The organism is Planococcus sp. 11815, assembly GCF_051096385.1.
In the GTDB taxonomy this organism is placed as follows: Bacteria; Bacillota; Bacilli; order Bacillales_A; family Planococcaceae; genus Planococcus; species Planococcus citreus.
In genome coordinates, this window is sequence record NZ_CP096991.1 from 1,311,682 (window position 1) to 1,331,539 (window position 19,858).

Genomic DNA, 19,858 nt, shown 5'->3' on the forward strand with positions numbered 1-19,858 from the left:
GTGGAGAAGCATGACTGATCACGTCAACAATGATGGGGCGGAGCGAGCGGCTGCAACTCCGCCGGTCCGGCCGGAAAACGATCAGATTCTTTTTTATGAACGCAAGCCGGCTGGTTTCTGGATGCGCTTCTGGGCGTATTTGATCGATGTCCTGGTTATTTCGGCAGTTTCTTCTATTTTGATCCGCCCGTTGTTTGCGCTGTTCGGGTGGGAAACGGCTGAAACGGCATGGTACGCGCCTTATGCGATTTTGACAGCGATTGTCTTTTACGGTTATTTTGTCTTGATGACCAAATTTTTCGCGCAGACGGTCGGCAAGATGATTTTCGGCCTGCGTGTTGTTTCACTGAAAACGGATCGTTTATCCTGGTCGACTTTATTGTTCCGCGAATGGATCGGCCGCTTTATTTCGGTGACGATCTTGCCTTTGTACTGGATTGTCGGCTTTACGCCATTGAAACAAGGCGTGCATGATTTCATCGCGGATACGACCGTTGTCCACGAGGAATCTTACCGCAAACAGCAGATGGCGAGAAAACGGCTGGAAGGGTCTCAGTTGCAAGAGAGTGAAGGCATTTAGTATGATAAAGGTAATCTGAAAGGGAGGCGTTGCAATTTGGTACAAATCACATTCAAGCAAAACCCTGTAACATTGCCAGGCAATGAAGTGAAAGTGGGCGATCAGGCACCGGATTTCACGGCGCTATCGAATAGCCTGGAACCGAAGACTTTACAAGACTTCAAAGGCAAAGTGCTTTTGGTCAGTGTCGTTCCATCACTCGATACAGGAGTATGTTCCGATCAGACAAAACGTTTTAGCGAAGAAGCAGCTTCACTCGGAGAAGACGTCGAAGTACTGACGGTTTCCTGTGACTTGCCATTCGCGCAGAAACGCTGGACAGAAATCAACGGTGTAGACTCCATCACGACATTGTCCGACCACCGCGATCTTTCGTTCGGTGAAGCGTACGGCTTGACGATGCAGGAGCTGCGTTTATTGGCACGTTCCATTTTCGTAGTCGACAAAGACGGAAAAGTGGCATATGTGGAATATGTGGCAGAAGGCACCGATCACCCGGATTACGACAAAGCACTCGAAGCAGTCAAAGAACTGACAAACTAATACCAGGAAACCCACTCTTGCCGAGTGGGTTTCCTTATTGAGGACGGAGATTTATGAATTCATCTATGGAAAGCATTTTTACGGCAATCGACAATGAAACGGTGTCGATCCAAAAACAGGAAGAAAATTCCTATTTAGAAAGTTTGCTGACGACGACCGAACGCTGGCTGGACGGGCAATTGAGTATCGCGCAAGGCGCAACGAAAGAAGATATGCGAAAAGCGATCCAGCTGTCGATTTTAAAAGGCATGAAAGAGCATGTCCAGCCCCATCACCAAATGACGCCGGATGCTCTCGGGCTGTTGATCGGCTATCTGGTGGAGCTGTTCGTTAAGGAGCATCAAGCGACTGTGCTGGACCCGGCTGCGGGCACGGGCAATCTGCTGTTTACGGTGATGAACTATTTGGACGGCCGTATGAGCGGGACAGCTGTCGAACTGGATGACCTGTTGATCCGGCTGGCTTCGAATATCGGCAATTTGATTGAGCAGCCAGTGACCTTTTATTTGCAGGATGCCCTGCAGCCACTATTGATCGATCCGGTCGACTGCGTCGTTTCCGATTTGCCGGTCGGTTATTACCCGGACGAAGCGACTGCCTCGAATTATGAGTTGAAAGCGGAAGAAGGCATGTCCTATGCCCATCACCTGTTCATCGAGCAGTCCTTGAAGCATACGAAAGAAGGCGGCTATTTGTTCTTTGTCATTCCACGCAACATTTTCGAGTCGCCGCTTGCCGGGCAATTGCATAGCTTCCTGAAACAGCAGGCGCATATTCAGGCGGTGATGGAACTGCCGGAGAATATCTTCAAAAATGCACAGCATGCAAAAGCCGTCTTGGTTTTGCAGAAGAAAAAGGACGGCTTGAAAGCTCCGAAAGAAGTGCTTCTTGCGCGTGTCCCGAATATGTCGAAGCCGGAGACGATGGCGAAGTTCTTCACGCAAGTCAATGGATGGTTCAAAGAAAACAAATCATGATACAAGCCGGCCCTATCTGGATAGGGCCGGTTTTTTCGTTTCTGGAAAAAGGCAGGAACTTTCGAGCAAACGGCGAATAGCGTAAAGAGATAAGAGAACCATTAGCTTGAAAGGAGTGGGACTATGTATCAGCACATCTTATTGGCCGTCGACGGGTCGGAAAACTCGATCCGTGCAGCCAAAGAAGCAGTGAAGATTGCTAGTTTGACCGACGGGTCGGAAGTGACGGTCGTCTATGTTTCCGATTATAAGGAAGATGAAAATGAAGTGATCCACGACGCCTCGGCGATGGAATTCGATTTGGCACGGAGGAAGAAAATCTTGCCGGTTACCGAGATGTTGGATAGGGAAAAAATATTCCATCAAATCGAAGTACTGCATGGCATTCCAGGCCCTGCCATCGTCAAGATGACCAAGGAAAAAGCATATGATCTTGTTGTTATCGGCAGCCGCGGTTTGTCGCCGATTCGCGAAGTGATGCTCGGCAGCGTCAGCCACAAGGTCGTCAATCATGCAGAATGCCCTGTGTTGGTAGTCAGATAAATGCCGCCCTATACGCCCCGGTGATTTGGTATACTAAGTACATCTGTCGGTGCTTCGAGCATCGTGAAAAATGGGAGATGAGTAGATAGATGACGGAGTTGCCGAATTGCCCGAAATGCGGTTCACAGTATACGTATGAAGATGCGGGAATGGTGGTCTGCCCGGAATGTGCCTATGAATGGAACCCGGCTGAACAACTGCAAGAAGAGGCGGTGCGCGATGCCGTCGGAAATACTTTGCAGGACGGGGACGCTGTTACAGTCATCAAGGATTTGAAAGTGAAAGGAAGTTCGAATACCTTGAAAATCGGCACGAAAGTCAAAAGCATCCGACTTGTGGACGGAGACCATAATATTGATTGCAAAATCGATGGCTTCGGCGCGATGCAGTTGAAATCGCAGTTTGTGAAAAAAGCCTGATCCTTTAAGTATTAAGTGCATCAACATAAAAACCGGCATTCCCCGATTATTGGGGGAATGCCGGTTTTGTTATTGCAATTTATACGCCACGCTTATTGCCCCATAACAATGTATGGAGCTGCGGCAGCACTTTTGCGTCATTGAGAGGGGCGGAAACCAAATGCCTGTCGATTAGCCATTGATAGCGCCCAAGCAGATGCTGGACCAGTTTCTCATCTTCGGTCGTCTGCGTGTCGTCATTGCCGACTTGCAAAAAGAATGGGAATGACGGATAGCGCAGGTGGAGCTGTTCCGCGAAAAAGAAATCCGCTTCATCGAAAACGACGACTTTCAGGCTGGCTTGAGATGACGATAGCCTGCCGAGCATCGCATCGAGCTGGGAATAGTCCAGAATCATGCCAGAACTCGGCGGCTTTGGGGAGACGGTGACTTCATCGATTTCCAAGAGCCAGTCCTGCCAGATGCTGCCTTGCGTTTCGACAGCTGTGCGCCAACCTTTTTCTTGGCATAATGCGACCAGTTCCGCGATGCCTTTATGAAGTGCCGGGTTGCCTCCGGAGATGGTGACGTGAGAAAAGGCGTCTTTACCAAGCGCCTCGAGCTGTCGGACAATGTCATCTGCGGTCATCGCAGTACTTTTTCCGGTGCCGTCCCAAGTGAATTTGGAATCGCACCACGAACAGGAATAATCGCAGCCGGCGGTCCGGACGAACATCGTCTTCTGGCCCATGACCATGCCTTCGCCTTGGATCGTCGGGCCGAATACTTCCATTACAGGGATCTTCATGAAGACACCTCTTTTGGCCGGTAAATGACATAGCTTGTCGGGGTTTCCCGGACGATGACTTGGATGCATTTCGGCTGGTTGTCTGAGCGGTCGAGCGTGTCTTGGATCAGCTTGTGTATTTGTTGGGCGAGCTGCTCGGTCGTCGGGAAAGTCTCTGTGAATTCCGGGTGGTCATTCAAAACACTGTGGTCATAGCGTTTATGGATCAAGTCTTTTAATTGCTTGAAGTCGATAAGAAAACCGGTGCTGTTCAAGTGGTCGCCGGCAATCGTGATATTTAAATGGTAAGTATGGCCATGCATTTTCGCGCATTTTCCGGCTTCATCGGCCGGGATATAATGCGCCGCGGAAAAATGCATGTCTTTATTTAATTCAAAGCTATAGGGATGCTGAACGGAAGGGTAGAATTGCTGCATCAAGATTTCGCACCTTCTTTTTTGGAAAGGTAGGTCTGCAAGCCTTGGTTGCGCAGCACGCAAGACGGGCAAGTGCCGCAGCCTGCTGCCGGAATGCCGTGGTAGCAGGTCAAGGTTTCGGTCTGGACGAATTCGAATGCGCCAAGCTCGTCGGACAGTTCCCAGACGCCTGCCTTGTCGAGCCACATGAGCGGTGTATGGATGACGAATTGCTTATCCATCGATAAGTTGAGCGTGACATTGAGCGACCGGATAAAGGTATCCCGGCAATCCGGATAACCGCTGAAATCCGTCTCGCTGACACCAGTCACGAGGTGGCGTGCGCCGAATGCATCGGCGTAAATCGCCGCAAAAGACAGGAACAATAAATTGCGCCCGGGAACGAATGTGGAAGGCGGCCCGTCCTTTTGCTCTTCGACTTCAATCGAATCGCGCGTCAAGGCATTGGCGGATAATTGATTGACCAGCCCCATGTCGAGCACTTGCAATGTTACGCCGAGCGTTTCTGCAATGCGTTTTGCATGGTCGATTTCCTGCGAGTGGCGCTGGCCGTAATCGAAAGTGACGGCGAGCACTTCGCTGAATTGTTCCAGCGCCCAAAAGAGGCAAGTGGTGCTGTCTTGCCCGCCGCTGAATACAACGACTGCTTTTTCATTTTTCATTTCAATACAGCTCCTTAGTTTTTTAGAGAGGGAGTTTGCGAACCTCTTTTATGAAACAGTTACCATAATAGCATAATTAGGCAAGTTCCTGTGCTTTTTCAGGTGTAGCAAAATGGTGTCAGGGTATATAAGTGGTAAAAGGGAGGAGTGGGTGCAGATGAAAGCTATCGTTATTGACCAGTACGGAGGGAAAGAGCAACTGAAAGAACGTGAAGTGGAAACGCCCGCTATTTCAGCGCATCAAGTGTTGGTGGAAGTTCATGCAACTTCAGTCAACCCGATTGATTGGAAGCTGAGGGAAGGCTATTTGAAAGAAATGCTGCCATGGGAATTCCCGATCATTCTCGGATGGGATGTTGCAGGAGTCGTCAAAGAAGTAGGCGATGAGGTCAAGCACTATCATCCAGGCGACCGGGTTTTTGCGCGTCCTGACACAACGCGGCAAGGAACGTATGCTGAATTTGTCCCGGTAGAGGAAAACCTGCTGGCTCGCATGCCTGAAAGCATGAGCTTTGAGGAAGGCGCAGCAATTCCATTGACGGGGCTAACTGCATGGCAATGCCTGGTGGAGATTGGGCATATCAAGAAAGGCGATAAAGTGCTGATCCATGCAGGTGCTGGCGGCGTCGGAAGCATGGCGATCCAAATCGCCAACAGCATCGGCTGTTATGTAGCGACAACAGCAAGCGATAAAAATGACGAACTCGTCACGTCTCTCGGCGCGAATCGTGTCATCGACTACCGCGAAGAGGATTTCTCGGAAGTGCTGGAGAATTTTGATTTCGTATTGGATACAATGGGCGGCGAAACGCTCGAAAAAAGTTACGGCGTATTGAAGCGCGGCGGCAGGCTTGTCAGCATAGCCGGACAGCCTGATGAAGAACAAGCGGAAAAACTCGGCATTGACGTCAGCAGTTTCTGGCTGGAGCCAAATGGCCAGCAATTGAAAAAATTGGGCGATTTGTTTGTCAGCGGCGAAGTGAAGCCAGAAGTCGGCCATATCTATCCGTTGACGGAAGAAGGCGTACGGGAAGCGCATGAATTAAGCGAATCCCATCATGCCAGAGGGAAAATCGTCATTCAAGTGAAGAAATGATCATAGAAAAAGCACGCGGCTAGGATAGAGGCCGCGTGCTTTTTCTTGTGTTATTCAGGTTTTCCGGAACGTTCTTCCGAATAATAATCGTCTGGTGCATCGCTTTGTGCTTCGTCTGTACGGACGACAAGCACGTCGCATTTAGAGGAGCGGACGATATGTTCTGATACACTGCCGATGAGGAAACGTTCGACTGCATTCAAACCGGTCGCGCCGCAGATGATCAAGTCGGCTTCGACTCGTTCAGCCAATTCACGGGGAATCATTGTCTTAGGGGAACCGTAATCGACCACGATATTGACTTTCTCAACACCGCCGGCTTCGGCTTCTTTTTTATAATCCCCAAGCAAGTCTTCAGCGAATTTCTGGGCACGGTCAGCGATCGAACGGTCATATGCTTCGATTGCGGCGAATGAACGCGTATCGATCACGTTTACCAGATTCAGCGTCGCGTGGTTTCTTGTGGCGATCCCGATGGACTTTTTGAAAGCCCATTCCGCTTCTTTCGATCCGTCGACCGCTACCATGATTTGATTATACTTTAATGTCATCTGTACATTCCTCCTTTGTCTATACTGTAACTTTCGAGGCATAGGCAAATTGTTCCTTCTTTAAGAATGAAATTTATCGATTTATTTTTTATTCACTATTTCGAAATATCTTTCCTTCTTCTGACAAACGGGACTATGCCGCGTTTTGACGGATTAAAAATTATCTTTTGAAAAGACAAATTAATGGAGCAATATCAAACAGAATCTGTTAGAATGGATGTGGTTTCAAATACTGATAGTTTGGTTCATTTTATTATTTCAGACACAATATAATGGAGGGTTTTGTAATGCGTATCGGGGTACCTACAGAAGTTAAGAACAATGAAAACCGTGTGGCAATGACACCGGCGGGAGTAGTGAACTTGGCACTTTTCGGCCATGAAGTTTTCATCCAATCCGGTGCAGGGCTCGGATCGGGCTTTACGGATGCCGATTATGAAGCAGCCGGCGCAGTAATCGTCGCCGATGCTGACCAGGCGTGGGCGCAGGATATGGTCATGAAAGTAAAAGAGCCGGTAGCTAGCGAGTACAAGCATTTCCGTGAAGGCCAAGTGCTCTTCACTTACTTGCACTTGGCACCTGAAGTGGAATTGACGAATGCTTTACTCGCGTCGAAAGTGACGGGCGTAGCTTATGAAACGGTTCAACTTCCGAATAATTCCTTGCCGCTTCTTACGCCGATGAGCGAAGTGGCCGGCCGCATGTCGACACAGATCGGTGCTCAGTTCCTTGAGAAAATCCACGGTGGCGGGGGCATCCTTCTCGGCGGCATCCCTGGCGTTTCGCGCGGGAAAGTGACGATCGTCGGCGGTGGTGTAGCTGGAACGAACGCTGCGAAAGTGGCGATCGGCATGGGCGCTGATGTAACGATTCTTGACTTGAACCCAGAACGCTTGCGCCAATTGGACGATCTGTTCGGCAAAGATGTGCAAACATTGATTTCAAACCCGCTGAATATCGCCCAATCGGTTGAAAAATCGGATTTGGTCATCGGAGCTGTATTGATTCCGGGAGCGAAAGCACCGAAATTGATCACTGAAGACATGATCAAATCGATGAAGCCAGGTTCAGTCGTGGTCGATATTGCCATTGACCAAGGCGGCATCTTTGAAACGAGCGACCGCATCACCACTCACGATGCGCCGACTTATGTGAAGCATGATGTCGTTCATTACGCTGTGGCGAACATGCCGGGTGCAGTTCCACGCACATCGACGATCGGCTTGACGAATGTAACGGTCCCTTACGCAGTGCAAATCGCCAACAAAGGGCTCAAGCAAGCAGTCCTCGATAACGAAGCATTGAAAAAAGGTGTCAACACGATGGACGGCTATGTAACGTATAAAGCCGTGGCCGATGATCAAGGCCTTGAATACAAATCAGTCGACGAACTGCTTCAATAACAATGGAAAAGAGCTGTCCCGGGAAAATCCATCATACGGATTTTCGGGACAGCTCTTTTTTTATCGGTTGATGATCGTCAATTCTTTCGGATATTTGGTCAGCACTTCGTAGCCATCTTCGGTGACGACTAGATCGTCTTCGATGCGCACGCCGACTTGATCCGTGACATAAATGCCGGGTTCGATCGTAAATACCATGCCCGCCTCGAGCGGCATATCGTTGCCCCCGTGGATCGACGGAAATTCATGGACGGAAATCCCCAGGCCGTGGCCAAGGCGGTGCGTGAAATATTCTCCGTAGCCTGCGTCTTCGATGGTCTTGCGGGCAATTCCGTCAAGCTCAGCCGCTGTAACCCCAGGACGCACCGCATCAAGTGCCGCTTGTTCTGAGCGCTTGACGATATCGTACACTTTTTTCGCTTGTTCGCTCGGTTCGCCAAAAGCCAGTGTACGGGTGATATCCGAGCAATAACCCTTATAAATGACGCCGAGGTCCATTAGCACGAGATCGCCGCGTTCGATTTGGCGTTGCCCTGTTTTGCCATGTGGAGAAGCGGCTTTTGGCCCTGTCAGCACGGTGGTGTCGAACGACATGTGGGTAATGCCGCGTTTTTTCAATGCATTTTCGATTTCGGTCATCAGCTCGATTTCCGTCATGCCTTCTTGCATCACGTCAGCTGCGACTTCGATGGCGTAATCCGCAAGTGAGGCAGCGTGGCGCAAGATGTCGAGTTCGGCTTCATCCTTGATGACGCGCATGGCATTCATCTGGGCATCGATCGACTGAATTTCTGGCGATTGGAAATAATGGTTGACCGCGTCATAACGCTCGACGTTCATATGGGCTTTCTCGATAGCGATGCGCTCCATTTGCTGATCGCGTTTGGCTGCCGTTTCGTATAACACTTGCATCGCGTCTTGTGTATCGGCATGCCCCGCAATTTCACCCGTCCAGCCCGCCGCTTTTGCATCAGGCGCTTCCATTGCCGGACAGATGAGGAACGGTTCTGCCTCAGCAAACACCATGACAGCGAGCAAGCGCTCTTTCGGGTCGCTGTTAAAGCCGGTTAAATAGAAAACATTGTGCGGGTCGGTAATGAGCGCCGCATCGAGTTGCTGCTGTTTCAAAAAACTTTGCAAATTGGTCAATTTGTTCATATGTATTCCTCCCCTTCATGTGTAGCATATCAAAAATCAGGGTATAAAACAGCAGAAAGCAAGGAGCCAAAACTCTATTGGAGGGATATCATGAAAATCTCATATCACGGTCATTCGGTTGTGAAAATTCAAACCGGTGGCAAAACGATACTCATCGATCCATTCATTACCGGAAACGAATTGACGGATCTGACGGCAAGTGAGGAAAAGCCGGACGCAATTCTGCTGACGCATGCGCATAACGACCATGTCGGCGATACAGTGGACATAGCAAAATCAAGCGGAGCGGTCGTCGTGGCGCCGGTCGAACTGGCGAATTACCTGAGCGGGCAAGGCTTGGATGCAGTCGGCATGAACCTTGGGGGCGCTAAAGAGTTCGAGTTCGGTAAAGTGAAATTCACGAAAGCGTTCCATAGCTCGTCCTATACGGCAGAAGACGGTGAAGTCATCTACGGCGGCATGCCAGCTGGGATTCTCTTTGAAGCGGAAGGGAAGACGGTGTATCATGCTGGGGATACCGAAGTGTTCGGCGACATGGAAATCATCGGCAAGCGCCACTCGATTGACTTGGCGTTTGTCCCGATCGGCGATTTCTTTACGATGGGCCCCGAAGATGCAGCTTACGCCGTAGAACTCATTAATCCGAAGACGGCGGTGCCAATCCACTACAACACCTTCCCGCCGATCAAGCAGGACCCGGAACAATTCAAGCAGGCGGTCAAGCAGGCGGAAGTCAAGATCATGGAGCCTGGAGACAGCATCGATTTATAAATTCCTTTAACAGAAAACAGGCAAGGGAGGACAACGATCCTCCCTGCCTGTTTTTATATTGCCTCGAGCCAAGCCCTGCTTTTAAAGGCTGCCGCCGGATTATCGACTTCCATTCGGATTATGATAAACTAAGGGATAGAGGATAGCAGAAAGATTGGTGAAATAATGGCTACGAAACACGAACAGATTTTGGATTATATCGAGACTTTGGCTGTTGGGGAGAAAATCTCCGTTCGCCGGATTGCCAAGGAGCTTCAAGTATCAGAAGGCACCGCTTACCGGGCCATAAAAGAAGCGGAAAACAAGCGGCTGGTCTCGACGATCGAACGGGTCGGCACCATCCGCATCGAGCGCAAGAAAAAAGAGAACATCGAACGTCTGACGTACGCGGAAATCGTTAAAGTCGTCGACGGCCAAGTGCTCGGCGGGCGGGCTGGGCTCCATAAATCACTAAACAAATTCGTCATCGGGGCGATGCAGCTCGAGGACATGATGCGTTATACGGAAGCAGGCAATTTACTGATTGTCGGAAACCGCTACAAAGCCCATGAATATGCCCTTCAAGCAGGGGCAGCGGTGCTCGTGACAGGAGGTTTCGATGCTTCTGAGCAAGTAAAAAAGCTGGCCGATGAATTGGAATTGCCGGTCATTTCCACCAGCTACGATACCTTTACGGTAGCGACGATGATCAACCGGGCGATTTACGACCAATTGATCAAAAAAGAGATCCTGCTCATTGAAGACATTTTGATCCCGCTGGAAAATACGCATTTCTTGCATGTCAAAGATCCAATCCGCCGCTATAACGAACTGAACAATGAAACGACGCATGGCGGATTTCCAGTCGTCGACAGCAACGGCAGGCTGGTCGGGATCGTCACTTCGCGGGATGTCATTGGCGCGTCAGACACGGAAACGATTGATAAAGTGATGACCAAAGACCCGATAACAGTGTCGCTGCAGACAAGCGTCGCAGCAGCAGGGCACCGAATGATTTGGGAAGGAATCGACTTACTGCCGATCACTGACGACCACCATAACTTGATGGGCATCATCAGCCGGCAGGATGTATTGAAAGCGATCCAAACAGCGCAGCGCCAGCCCCAGCAAGGCGAGACGATTGACGACATCATCAAAAGCCAATTAAACCAAGTGCAAGAAGACAAGCTTAGCCTTGAATTCCGTGTCACGCCCCAAATGACCAACGCATACGGCTCGTTGTCGTACGGAGCTTACACAATGGTGCTGACAGAAGCAGCGGCGACGGCACTCAAGACAAAAAACCGCAAAGACAGCGTACTGGAAAACATTACCGTCTATTTCCTGAAACCGGTGCAGTTGGACGCAGCATTGCTTATTCGGCCGACAATCCTGGACATTAGCCGCAAATCAGCGAAAGTTGATGTCGAAGTGTTGTACGAACAGCAAGTGATCGGCAAAGCGATGCTGACCTTCCAATTGCTCGACCGTTAATGAGCATTGCCTTGACAGGGTAGAAGAGGCCTCTGCATTAATCAAAAAAACAACCTCTCCGCAAGGGAGGGGCTGTTTTATGGGTTAAGGCGTGTTTCTTCATCGAGAAATGCTTGGTAATGGCGGTTCGCCTTGAAATTATGGACGATCAGCGCCAAGCCAAGAACGATAAAGATGCCGGCAATGATATAAGTAACGACAGTTTGAAAAATGAACAGCTGGTTGATGCCGAAAAAGGTGATAAAGCTGCCAAGTGCAATCTGCGCACGGCTGGCATACCAGTTTTTGCGCACCGGTAGTCGTGTACGAATCTGTTTCGTTTTATAGTATAAATAGAATACAGCAGAAATGATAATCAAAAATACGAATATGAGCATGGGGAACCTCCTGTTATGCAAATCTATTTCCATTGTAATGGGGATGATCAGAAAATGCGAATGGATTTCCCTGTCCACTGGAGGATTGAAGCAATGTATAGTCAAATCATCGACACAATTAAACAATTCGATACGATCATCATCCACCGCCATGTGCGTCCGGACCCGGATGCATACGGATCCCAAATCGGCCTGAAATACATATTGAGCCACAACTACCCAAACAAGCGCGTGCTTGCGGCAGGGGAGCACGATTACACGATGGATTTTCTCGATTTTCCCGATATGGTCAAAGATGCTGATTTCGAAGGCGCATTGGTCATTGTCACGGATACCGCAAATACCGACCGAATCGACGACCAGCGCTATCATAGCGGGGCGAAATTGGTGAAAATCGACCACCATCCGAACGATGACGATTATGGGGATATTTGCCAAGTGGATACGAAAGCCAGTTCATCTTCTGAAATGATTTTTGAACTGTTTACCTATGGGCAAGCGGATGAAGGTTGGACCATGCCCGATGCCGGTGCCAGACTGCTCTATGCAGGAATCATAGGAGATACGGGGCGCTTCCTATTCCCGAGCACAACACAAAAAACCTTCGACGTGGCGGGCGAACTGATCAAATATGATTTTGACCGCAACGAGCTCCATAACGGCATGTACGAAATGGACCGCAAATTGCTTCATTTACAAGGATATATGTACCAAAATTTCCAAATAGACGAAAACGGCGCAGCTTTTGTGAAAATCACACAGGACATTTTGGCGAAATTCGATGTGACCCCGACAGATACGTCTTTGCTGGTCGGTTCACTAGGCAACGTCAAAGGCATCAAAGCTTGGGTCATTTTAATAGAAGAAGATACTGAAATACGTGTCCGCCTGCGTTCCAAAGGGCCGGTCATCAATACGCTCGCAAAAGAATTCGGGGGCGGCGGGCATCCGATGGCATCTGGCGCAGTCGCTTATTCGTGGGATGAGGCGGACCGCGTCATCCTTCGCCTGGAGGAAATTTGCGCGAAGGCATAAGGAAAGAAGGTGTTAGAATGGTCTACCCGCATATCGTAACGGCGGCTGATCCGCTGCAAAGCACGATTCGCCTCGAAGAACTGTTCACAGTTCTCGCCGAACAAGGCGCTGATGCAGCAGCCTTAGTCAATTCCAAATTATACGGGGTCCTGCCATTTTGGGACGCCTGCAAAAAGGCCGGCGTCCACGGGGTGCTCGGCCTTTCCGTGCCCGTCGACTTTGACGGCACCGCGCTTCCTGTGGTGCTTTATGCGCAGAACAACACCGGCTACCAGATGTTATTGAAACTGACGAGTGCCTTATCGACTCGTGATGTGGAAGCCATCCCTCAAAAATGGCTGGCAGCTTATCAGGAAGGCCTGGTATGCGTGATTCCTGACAATGCGGCGTGGGTGCTGACAGACCGCAGCGAAGCGCTCGGAATGCTGTCAGGGCTATTCGGCGAGCGCTTATTCGCCAGCATCGAGCGGCCTGGCGGAACTGTACAGGAGACTGAAGAAGCGTTTATCGATTTCTGCTCGACATTCAACCTCAAATTCATGGCGAGCCATGAATGCCGTTACGTGAAGCAAGAAGATGCGTTTGCCTATGAAGTGGCGAGGTCAATCGGGGGCGGCTTCAAGTTAAGCGACCCTGAACGCCCGAAGCCTGAACATTCAGCGGCATTCGTGCCGACGCAAGCACAATTATCGGAGTGGTTTTCAGATCATCCTGAATGGCTGGAACAAAGCCGTGCGCTGCTGATGAATTGTCGTGTCACCATCCCATTGAACCGCCAATTGCTGCCGAAATATCCTGTGAAGGAAGGTGGCGACAAAAACGAGCTCATCCGCACGCTTTGCTTGAAGGGGCTGGAAGAACGCGTCGGCAAATTGGCACAAAGCTATTCGGATAGGCTCGATTACGAACTTGGCATCATTTCGGCTATGGGCTATATCGATTATTTCCTCATCGTTTCCGATTTCATGGCTTATGCAAGAACCAGGGGCATCCTGACCGGCCCGGGCCGTGGATCCTCTGCCGGTTCGCTCGTGGCCTTCGCGCTGCGCATTACGGATGTCGACCCACTCGCCCATGGATTGCTATTCGAGCGCTTCCTGAATCCGGAGCGCGTCACCTTGCCGGATATCGATATTGACTTCGCAGATCACCGCCGCCATGAAGTCGTCGAATACGTCGCGAAAAAATACGGTGCCTTACAGACTGCACAAATCATCACATTCGGCACTTTATCCACAAAAGCGGTCGCGAGAGACACGGCGAGGGTATTCGGTTTTGAAGCCGAAGAGCTCGACAAGATCTCCAAACTCATCCCGAGCCGGCCGGGCATCACTTTGCGCGAAGCGCTCCGTGAATCGAAAGCGCTGGAGGATTGGATCATCGGCAATGAAACCCGTGAACGCTGGTTCAAGACGGCACTGAAGCTGGAAGGACTGCCACGGAATTCGTCAATTCACGCAGCAGGTGTCATTTTGAGCCCAGGCCCGTTAGTGGATTATGTCCCAATCGAAAAAGGCAATGATGACATTTTCATTACCCAATGGCCGATGCAGGAACTTGAAGCGATTGGCTTATTGAAAATGGACTTTCTCGGATTGCGAAATTTGACGATTCTGGAAAACATGGCACATATGCTGAAACACGACCGGCATGTGACGATTGATTACCGAAGTTTGAAGCTCGACGATAAAGAAACTTACCGTTTATTGGCGAAGGGCGATACAGCGGGGATTTTCCAGCTGGAGTCGCCAGGCATGCGGCGCGCGTTGATGCTCATCAAACCGAGCGCATTCGGCGATATTGTCGCGGTCAATGCCTTGTACCGCCCAGGCCCAATGGAATTCATCCCACTTTACGCACGCCGTAAGCACGGCGAAGAGGCGGTGTCCTATATCCATCCAGTGCTGGAGCCGATTTTATCGGAAACGTACGGTGTCATCGTCTACCAGGAGCAGATCATGAAAATCGCCGCCGAAATGGCGGGCTTCAGCTTAGGCGAGGCTGATCTATTGCGCCGTGCGGTGAGCAAAAAAAACCGCCAGATCCTTGATGAAGAGCGAGAGCATTTCGTCGGCGGCGCCACCGCAAAAGGCTATACCGCAAAAGAAGCGGGAGACGTCTATGACCTGATCGTGCGTTTTGCCGATTACGGGTTCCCGAAAAGCCACGCAGTCGCCTACAGCATGATTTCCTATCAACTGGCTTATATGAAAGCCCATTATCCCGTGCAGTTCTATGCCGCGCTGTTATCGAACAGCCAAGGGAATAATGAAAAAACGGCACAGTTCATGCGCGAAATGAAAGAACGCGGAATCCAGCTCGCCGCGCCATGCATCGCGAAGAGCCGCTACGGCTTTTCATCGGAAGAACAACAGGTGCGCACGGGGCTAAGCGCTGTGAAAGGCGTCCCCGGCACGGCCGTTAAAGCCATTCTCGCGGCGAGAAAGGACAGCGCTTTCCAAAGCCTGTTCAATATCGCGGAACGGATATCGGCGGTTCATTTCACCCGCAAAGCTTTCGAGCCGCTTATCAAAGCGGGGGCACTGGACGTGCTCGGAAAAGACCGTGCCGTGCTGCTCGCGTCGCTTGATAGTGCGATCAAGCACGCGGAACTGGTCAAGCCGACTGAAGACCCGGGCTTGTTCGATGACATGGGATCCAGCTTCATGAAACCGAAGTACACCAAAGCTGAACCGATGCCGGACGGGCTCAAGCTCGATTTTGAAAAAGAAGCACTCGGCTTTTATTTGAGCACGCACCCTGTCGAACGGGAAAAAGAGCAGCGCAACAAAGCCTACACTGCGCTCAATGACCTGCCGAAGAAAAAAGACCGCGAGCGTGTGGAAGTGCTCGGATTGGTGGAAGACGTGCGGCGCATCCGCACGAAAAAAGGCGATGCGATGGCGTTTGTCACCTTGCAGGATGAAACCGGCGTCGCATCGGTGACACTGTTTCCGAAAGAGTATGCGCAATACAACGAAATGCTCGATAAAGACGCCTTGCTCGAAATTCAAGGAACCGCTGAAACCCGCCAAGGCAAGACGACCATCATCTGCAAAACCATCTTGTAAAGCAACGGAACGAGCCACATTCATATAAAAGAATCGACAAGGAACTGCATTTCTTAATAAGAAATGCAGTTCAGAGTGTTAAAGAAGTCTATTAATAAGTCATGAATTAAAATAGGATGATCTTTTCGACATTCAAAAATCAATGAGCTATTTAAGTATTTGGAGAAGTGTTCGCTCGACTCCAGTGGATTAGCGAGACGACCGAGACCCCGCAAGCAGCGAAGCGGCTGAGGAGGCTTGGGCGCGAGCCCACGGAAAGCGAGCGATAAGCTTCGGAAAATACGGCTTTTTACTTTTCTAGACAAGCTGGACTGCATTTCTTAAAAAGAAATGCAGTTTTTTCTTTACGGCAGCCGAAATTTTTTGTAAGGTATAGAAAGATTAGTGGTCAGACCACTTTCAAAAAAATGGAAACAAAAGGAGTTTTCATGAATCAGCCTAAACGCTATTTAAATATTGTAAGTGAAATGCGGGACATGATTCGGGAACAGAATATTCGACCGGGCGACCGGATCCCTTCCGAACGAGAGTTGGCTGAAAAGTTGGCGGTCGGCCGTTCGACGATTCGCGAGGCCCTCCGCAGCCTGGAGTTGCTGGGGCTTATCGAAACCCGTCGAGGGGAAGGGACATTTTTAGCCGATCCAAGAAAACACCGCCTTGTAGAATTGCTGGCGACCTTTATATTGCAGGACACAAAAACCCTGGAAGATGTGCGGGAAACAATGTGCATACACGAAACCGCGGCAATCCAGGCAATCTGCGCAAGCGATGCCTCGAAATTGCCGGTATGGGAAAGTTTACGTAAACGGCTGGATGGGCATGAATTCATAAGGGAAGACTTTGTCCGCGAATTGATGGTGCTGTCCGGCAACCGCCTTTCGCTAAAAATTTGGTTCTTATTAAAGCAATACGGGGGCAACCCTTATGACGGCGAAGTAATGCCGGAAGAGAGACCCTTGCTGAAAAACATCCTGCATGCAATCGAGCAGCAGGATGCCCAAACGGCCATCCGGGATTTTAAAGCCTGGAGCAGCGTCTTAATCAAAGGAGAGAATGCACAATGGCAATGATACGCGATATATTCAAGCGAAAACGAGATGAAAAAGAAGCGACCATCCCTTCTAAAGCGGCAAAAGACGTGCCGGAAGGCTTGATGACGAAATGCCCGAACTGCAAGCACATCACCTTGACGAAGGAATTGGAGAATTTGGGCAAAGTATGCCCGAAATGCGACCATCATTTCAAGATGACGGCCCGCGAACGAATCGTATACCTATTAGATGATTCAAGCTTCGATTCGGTAGACGATCATTTGAAATCCGAAAACCCGTTGAATTTCCCGGGATACAGCGAAAAAGTCCAAGCCGACAGTGAAAAAACTGGCTTGAACGAAGCTGTTCTCACAGGGACCGGTTCGCTCAAAGGACAGCAAGTGGTCGTTGCCGTAATGGATTCGCATTTCCGCATGGGCTCGATGGGCTCAGTGGTCGGCGAGAAAATCACGCGCGCTGTCGAATTGGCAACTAAATTGAAAGTGCCGTTTTTGATCTTTACAGCTAGCGGTGGAGCGCGCATGCAAGAAGGCGTGTTGTCGCTCATGCAAATGGCGAAAACAAGTGTCGCCTTAAAACGCCATTCGAATGAAGGCTTGTTGTTCGTATCAATTTTGACACATCCGACGACTGGCGGCGTATCTGCCAGCTTTGCGTCTGTTGGTGACATCAACCTGGCGGAACCAAAAGCTTTAATCGGCTTTGCGGGGCGTCGCGTCATCGAACAGACCGTGCGCGAGAAATTGCCGGAAGACTTCCAGACGGCAGAATTTTTGCTTGACCATGGCCAGCTCGATGCGGTCGTGCATCGCTCTAAAATGCGCGAGACGCTGTCGACTATTGTGCAATTGCACGTGAAAGGAGCTGGATCCGATGCCTAAAAAGAAAATGAAAACGATGGCGTTTGAAGAACCTTTGATTGAATTGAGAAAAAAGATTTCCGAGTTGAAGGAATACACCAAAACGGCGGATGTCGATCTCAGTTCCGAAATCACTTCTTTGGAAGAGCGTTTTGCCAAACTCGAGGAAGAAATCTATGAGAACATGAAACCGTGGGACCGCGTTCAAGTGGCGCGCCATCCGGAACGCCCGACGACTTTGGATTATTTGCCGCTCGTCTTCAAGGATTTCATCGAACTGCACGGAGACCGTGTCTACGGGGATGATGAGGCGATCATCGGCGGCATCGGGAGTTTTGAAGGGCAGCCGGTGACGATCATCGGCCATCAGCGCGGCAAGGACACAAAAGAAAACGTCCGCCGCAATTTCGGCATGCCGCATCCTGAAGGTTACCGGAAAGCGTTGCGTTTGATGAAACAGGCGGAAAAATTCGGCCGCCCGGTCATTTGCCTAATCGATACAAAAGGCGCTTATCCGGGAAGAGCTGCAGAAGAACGCGGGCAAAGCGAAGCGATCGCCCGTAACCTCGTGGAGATGGCCGGTCTTGAAGTACCGGTGCTGTCGATCGTCATCGGCGAGGGCGGAAGCGGCGGGGCGCTCGCGCTTGGCGTCGGCAACCAGATCCTGATGCTTGAAAACTCGACATTCTCGGTCATTTCGCCTGAAGGAGCGGCATCGATTCTATGGAAAGATGCGGCACTTGCGAAAACCGCAGCGGAAGCCATGAAAATCACTGCGCCTGACCTTTTGGAGATGGGCATCATCGAGCATATGATTCCCGAAGTACGCGGCGGCGCTCATCACGACACCGCCCGCCAGGCGCAATTGATCAGCGGCGCCATCCGCTATTCATTGAAGGAATTGGAAGGTTTGAGCGCAGAGCAGTTGATTTCGCAGCGCTATGAGAAATTCAGGGCAATCGGTGTTTTCACGGAATAAAAATCAGGCCGCGTAAAGCGGTCTTTTTGTTTTTCGGAATTCAATAAAAAACGCATGCTAAACAGGAGTTATGGACTGACAGCACAGGCCCTGCGTGGTAAGGTGAATAAAGTAAAAAGGAAGTGTAGGAGGCGGTTTTGGTGAAGAAAATTGGAGTGTTGACAAGTGGCGGCGATTCGCCGGGGATGAATGCAGCAGTACGCGCAGTCGTCCGGAAAGGCATTTACCATGGCATCGAAGTGGCTGGCGTCTATTATGGCTACCAAGGCTTGATTGAAGGCAATATTAAAGACTTGCAAGCAGGAGATGTCGGCGATATCATCCAGCGTGGTGGCACGAAGCTTTATTCTGCTCGTTGTGACGAATTCCGGACAGATGAAGGGCAATGGAAAGCAATTGAACAGATGAAGAAAAATGGCCTTGAAGGTTTAGTGGTCATCGGAGGAGACGGTTCATACCGCGGAGCGATGGCGTTAACCAAAAAAGGTTTTCCAAGTATCGGGGTTCCGGGAACGATCGATAACGATATCCCCGGGACGGATTATACAATCGGTTTTGACACGGCATTGAATACCGTCATCGAAGCGATCGATAAGATCCGCGACACGGCGACAAGCCATGAGCGGACATTCATCATTGAAGTAATGGGTAGAGACGCAGGCGATCTTGCTTTATGGGCTGGGCTTGCCGGCGGTGCCGAAACCATCCTCATTCCTGAAGACCCGTTTGACATCGACGATATGCTGGAACGGCTCGAAAGCGGACGCAAGCGCGGCAAGAAACACAGCATCATCATCGTCGCAGAAGGCGTTATGAGCGGCGGGGAGCTGGCTGAGCTGATTTCGGGCAAGACGAATGTAGAAACGCGCGTTTCGGTTCTTGGCCATATTCAGCGCGGTGGTACGCCGACTGCCCGCGACCGTGTGCTCGGCAGCTTGTTCGGCGCACGTGCAGTAGAAGTGCTGCTCGAAGGAAAAGGCGGCCTGGCGATTGGCATGAAAAATCATCAGGTGGTAGACTATGATATGACAACGGCGTTCGAAAAAGAGCACGATGCCGATATGAGTTTGTACAAGCTTTCTAAAGAACTATCAATTTAAACAGT

21 protein-coding genes and 1 riboswitch are annotated in these 19,858 nt (G+C 50.3%); of the genes, 15 read left to right on the top strand and 6 right to left on the bottom strand.

From position 1 onward, the window contains the following. The first annotated feature begins 10 nt into the window (after nt 1–10). The 5 genes from M1Q06_RS06720 to M1Q06_RS06740 all read left to right on the top strand — a co-directional run bounded on the left by M1Q06_RS06720 (nt 11) and on the right by M1Q06_RS06740 (nt 3,062). Nucleotides 11–580 carry an RDD family protein gene (locus tag M1Q06_RS06720; RefSeq protein WP_434402375.1) on the top strand — a complete coding sequence of 190 codons (570 nt, stop codon included), beginning with the start codon at nt 11–13 and terminating at the stop codon, nt 578–580. 36 nt (nt 581–616) lie between these two features. Beyond that, nucleotides 617–1,123, top strand: a complete 507-nt coding sequence (gene tpx / locus M1Q06_RS06725) for a thiol peroxidase (RefSeq protein ID WP_058381104.1) — start codon at nt 617–619, stop codon at nt 1,121–1,123. Between the two features lie 53 nt (nt 1,124–1,176). Further along, on the top strand, nt 1,177–2,100 hold the full coding sequence (locus tag M1Q06_RS06730; RefSeq protein WP_434402377.1) for a class I SAM-dependent methyltransferase: 924 nt from the start codon (nt 1,177–1,179) through the stop codon (nt 2,098–2,100). Between the two features lie 123 nt (nt 2,101–2,223). After that, complete coding sequence (locus tag M1Q06_RS06735; protein ID WP_434402379.1) at nt 2,224–2,643, top strand: universal stress protein; 420 nt, start codon at nt 2,224–2,226, stop codon at nt 2,641–2,643. A gap of 89 nt (nt 2,644–2,732) precedes the next feature. Next, nucleotides 2,733–3,062 carry a zinc ribbon domain-containing protein YjdM gene (locus M1Q06_RS06740; protein ID WP_434402381.1) on the top strand — a complete coding sequence of 110 codons (330 nt, stop codon included), beginning with the start codon at nt 2,733–2,735 and terminating at the stop codon, nt 3,060–3,062. A gap of 79 nt (nt 3,063–3,141) precedes the next feature. Here M1Q06_RS06740 and queE read toward each other — a convergent pair whose 3' ends face one another. The 3 genes from queE to queC are packed head-to-tail and all read right to left on the bottom strand — an operon-like array spanning nt 3,142 to nt 4,927. Beyond that, nucleotides 3,142–3,849, bottom strand: coding sequence for a 7-carboxy-7-deazaguanine synthase QueE (gene queE, locus M1Q06_RS06745; RefSeq protein WP_434402383.1), 708 nt, complete (start codon nt 3,847–3,849; stop codon nt 3,142–3,144). Further along, the gene (queD, locus tag M1Q06_RS06750; RefSeq protein WP_434402385.1) at nt 3,846–4,268 is read right to left on the bottom strand and encodes a 6-carboxytetrahydropterin synthase QueD; all 423 of its coding nucleotides are present in this window, start codon (nt 4,266–4,268) and stop codon (nt 3,846–3,848) included. Before queD ends, queE begins: the two co-directional genes overlap by 4 nt. Further along, entirely contained in the window at nt 4,265–4,927 is a 663-nt protein-coding gene (queC, locus tag M1Q06_RS06755) for a 7-cyano-7-deazaguanine synthase QueC (protein ID WP_434402387.1), read from the bottom strand. The genes queD and queC overlap by 4 nt, the downstream gene beginning before the upstream one ends. An 8-nt stretch (nt 4,928–4,935) precedes the next feature. Further along, nucleotides 4,936–4,979, bottom strand: a riboswitch (PreQ1 riboswitch). A gap of 105 nt (nt 4,980–5,084) precedes the next feature. Between queC and M1Q06_RS06760 the strand changes: the two genes are divergently transcribed. Then, nucleotides 5,085–6,023, top strand: a complete 939-nt coding sequence (locus M1Q06_RS06760; protein WP_058381097.1) for an NADP-dependent oxidoreductase — start codon at nt 5,085–5,087, stop codon at nt 6,021–6,023. Nucleotides 6,024–6,073: 50 nt separating this feature from the next. Here the strand turns inward: M1Q06_RS06760 and M1Q06_RS06765 are convergent, their stop codons facing one another. Continuing rightward, on the bottom strand, nt 6,074–6,574 hold the full coding sequence (locus M1Q06_RS06765) for a universal stress protein (RefSeq protein ID WP_274841671.1): 501 nt from the start codon (nt 6,572–6,574) through the stop codon (nt 6,074–6,076). Between the two features lie 287 nt (nt 6,575–6,861). Here M1Q06_RS06765 and ald point away from each other — a divergent pair, with 287 nt between their 5' ends. Then, the gene (gene ald, locus M1Q06_RS06770) at nt 6,862–7,977 is read left to right on the top strand and encodes an alanine dehydrogenase (RefSeq protein ID WP_101805282.1); all 1,116 of its coding nucleotides are present in this window, start codon (nt 6,862–6,864) and stop codon (nt 7,975–7,977) included. 60 nt (nt 7,978–8,037) lie between these two features. Here ald and M1Q06_RS06775 read toward each other — a convergent pair whose 3' ends face one another. Continuing rightward, nucleotides 8,038–9,135, bottom strand: a complete 1,098-nt coding sequence (locus tag M1Q06_RS06775; protein WP_434402393.1) for a M24 family metallopeptidase — start codon at nt 9,133–9,135, stop codon at nt 8,038–8,040. Nucleotides 9,136–9,225: 90 nt separating this feature from the next. Between M1Q06_RS06775 and M1Q06_RS06780 the strand changes: the two genes are divergently transcribed. Both M1Q06_RS06780 and M1Q06_RS06785 read left to right on the top strand, forming a co-directional pair. Next, entirely contained in the window at nt 9,226–9,906 is a 681-nt protein-coding gene (locus tag M1Q06_RS06780; protein ID WP_121301130.1) for a metal-dependent hydrolase, read from the top strand. 165 nt (nt 9,907–10,071) lie between these two features. After that, complete coding sequence (locus M1Q06_RS06785) at nt 10,072–11,379, top strand: DRTGG domain-containing protein (RefSeq protein ID WP_434402395.1); 1,308 nt, start codon at nt 10,072–10,074, stop codon at nt 11,377–11,379. A gap of 77 nt (nt 11,380–11,456) precedes the next feature. On the opposite strand, the gene M1Q06_RS06790 is transcribed toward M1Q06_RS06785, so the two are convergent. Beyond that, a complete protein-coding gene (locus tag M1Q06_RS06790; protein WP_121301128.1) occupies nt 11,457–11,756 on the bottom strand; it encodes a YtpI family protein in 300 nt (99 codons plus the stop codon). 93 nt (nt 11,757–11,849) lie between these two features. Between M1Q06_RS06790 and M1Q06_RS06795 the strand changes: the two genes are divergently transcribed. The 6 genes from M1Q06_RS06795 to pfkA all read left to right on the top strand — a co-directional run bounded on the left by M1Q06_RS06795 (nt 11,850) and on the right by pfkA (nt 19,853). Further along, nucleotides 11,850–12,791, top strand: coding sequence for a DHH family phosphoesterase (locus M1Q06_RS06795; RefSeq protein ID WP_434402397.1), 942 nt, complete (start codon nt 11,850–11,852; stop codon nt 12,789–12,791). Between the two features lie 17 nt (nt 12,792–12,808). Continuing rightward, nucleotides 12,809–15,862, top strand: a complete 3,054-nt coding sequence (gene dnaE, locus M1Q06_RS06800; protein WP_434402399.1) for a DNA polymerase III subunit alpha — start codon at nt 12,809–12,811, stop codon at nt 15,860–15,862. A 428-nt stretch (nt 15,863–16,290) separates the two neighbouring features. Beyond that, a complete protein-coding gene (locus M1Q06_RS06805; protein ID WP_434402401.1) occupies nt 16,291–16,932 on the top strand; it encodes a FadR/GntR family transcriptional regulator in 642 nt (213 codons plus the stop codon). After that, nucleotides 16,923–17,795 carry an acetyl-CoA carboxylase, carboxyltransferase subunit beta gene (gene accD / locus M1Q06_RS06810; RefSeq protein ID WP_121301124.1) on the top strand — a complete coding sequence of 291 codons (873 nt, stop codon included), beginning with the start codon at nt 16,923–16,925 and terminating at the stop codon, nt 17,793–17,795. The genes M1Q06_RS06805 and accD overlap by 10 nt, the downstream gene beginning before the upstream one ends. Then, on the top strand, nt 17,788–18,753 hold the full coding sequence (gene accA, locus M1Q06_RS06815; RefSeq protein WP_121301123.1) for an acetyl-CoA carboxylase carboxyl transferase subunit alpha: 966 nt from the start codon (nt 17,788–17,790) through the stop codon (nt 18,751–18,753). Before accD ends, accA begins: the two co-directional genes overlap by 8 nt. A 140-nt stretch (nt 18,754–18,893) precedes the next feature. Next, complete coding sequence (gene pfkA, locus M1Q06_RS06820) at nt 18,894–19,853, top strand: 6-phosphofructokinase (RefSeq protein ID WP_121301122.1); 960 nt, start codon at nt 18,894–18,896, stop codon at nt 19,851–19,853. Nucleotides 19,854–19,858 lie beyond the last annotated feature (5 nt).

Coding starts and splice junctions, on each gene's coding strand:
- M1Q06_RS06730 (WP_434402377.1), top strand. CDS start 1,177: ATGAATTCATCTATGGAAAGCATTTTTACGGCAATCGACAATGAAACG.
- accA (WP_121301123.1), top strand. CDS start 17,788: ATGCCTAAAAAGAAAATGAAAACGATGGCGTTTGAAGAACCTTTGATT.
- M1Q06_RS06790 (WP_121301128.1), bottom strand. CDS start 11,756: ATGCTCATATTCGTATTTTTGATTATCATTTCTGCTGTATTCTATTTA.
- M1Q06_RS06780 (WP_121301130.1), top strand. CDS start 9,226: ATGAAAATCTCATATCACGGTCATTCGGTTGTGAAAATTCAAACCGGT.
- M1Q06_RS06765 (WP_274841671.1), bottom strand. CDS start 6,574: ATGACATTAAAGTATAATCAAATCATGGTAGCGGTCGACGGATCGAAA.
- ald (WP_101805282.1), top strand. CDS start 6,862: ATGCGTATCGGGGTACCTACAGAAGTTAAGAACAATGAAAACCGTGTG.
- queE (WP_434402383.1), bottom strand. CDS start 3,849: ATGAAGATCCCTGTAATGGAAGTATTCGGCCCGACGATCCAAGGCGAA.
- accD (WP_121301124.1), top strand. CDS start 16,923: ATGGCAATGATACGCGATATATTCAAGCGAAAACGAGATGAAAAAGAA.
- M1Q06_RS06760 (WP_058381097.1), top strand. CDS start 5,085: ATGAAAGCTATCGTTATTGACCAGTACGGAGGGAAAGAGCAACTGAAA.
- queC (WP_434402387.1), bottom strand. CDS start 4,927: ATGAAAAATGAAAAAGCAGTCGTTGTATTCAGCGGCGGGCAAGACAGC.
- M1Q06_RS06775 (WP_434402393.1), bottom strand. CDS start 9,135: ATGAACAAATTGACCAATTTGCAAAGTTTTTTGAAACAGCAGCAACTC.
- M1Q06_RS06785 (WP_434402395.1), top strand. CDS start 10,072: ATGGCTACGAAACACGAACAGATTTTGGATTATATCGAGACTTTGGCT.
- M1Q06_RS06795 (WP_434402397.1), top strand. CDS start 11,850: ATGTATAGTCAAATCATCGACACAATTAAACAATTCGATACGATCATC.
- M1Q06_RS06720 (WP_434402375.1), top strand. CDS start 11: ATGACTGATCACGTCAACAATGATGGGGCGGAGCGAGCGGCTGCAACT.
- M1Q06_RS06805 (WP_434402401.1), top strand. CDS start 16,291: ATGAATCAGCCTAAACGCTATTTAAATATTGTAAGTGAAATGCGGGAC.
- dnaE (WP_434402399.1), top strand. CDS start 12,809: ATGGTCTACCCGCATATCGTAACGGCGGCTGATCCGCTGCAAAGCACG.
- M1Q06_RS06740 (WP_434402381.1), top strand. CDS start 2,733: ATGACGGAGTTGCCGAATTGCCCGAAATGCGGTTCACAGTATACGTAT.
- M1Q06_RS06735 (WP_434402379.1), top strand. CDS start 2,224: ATGTATCAGCACATCTTATTGGCCGTCGACGGGTCGGAAAACTCGATC.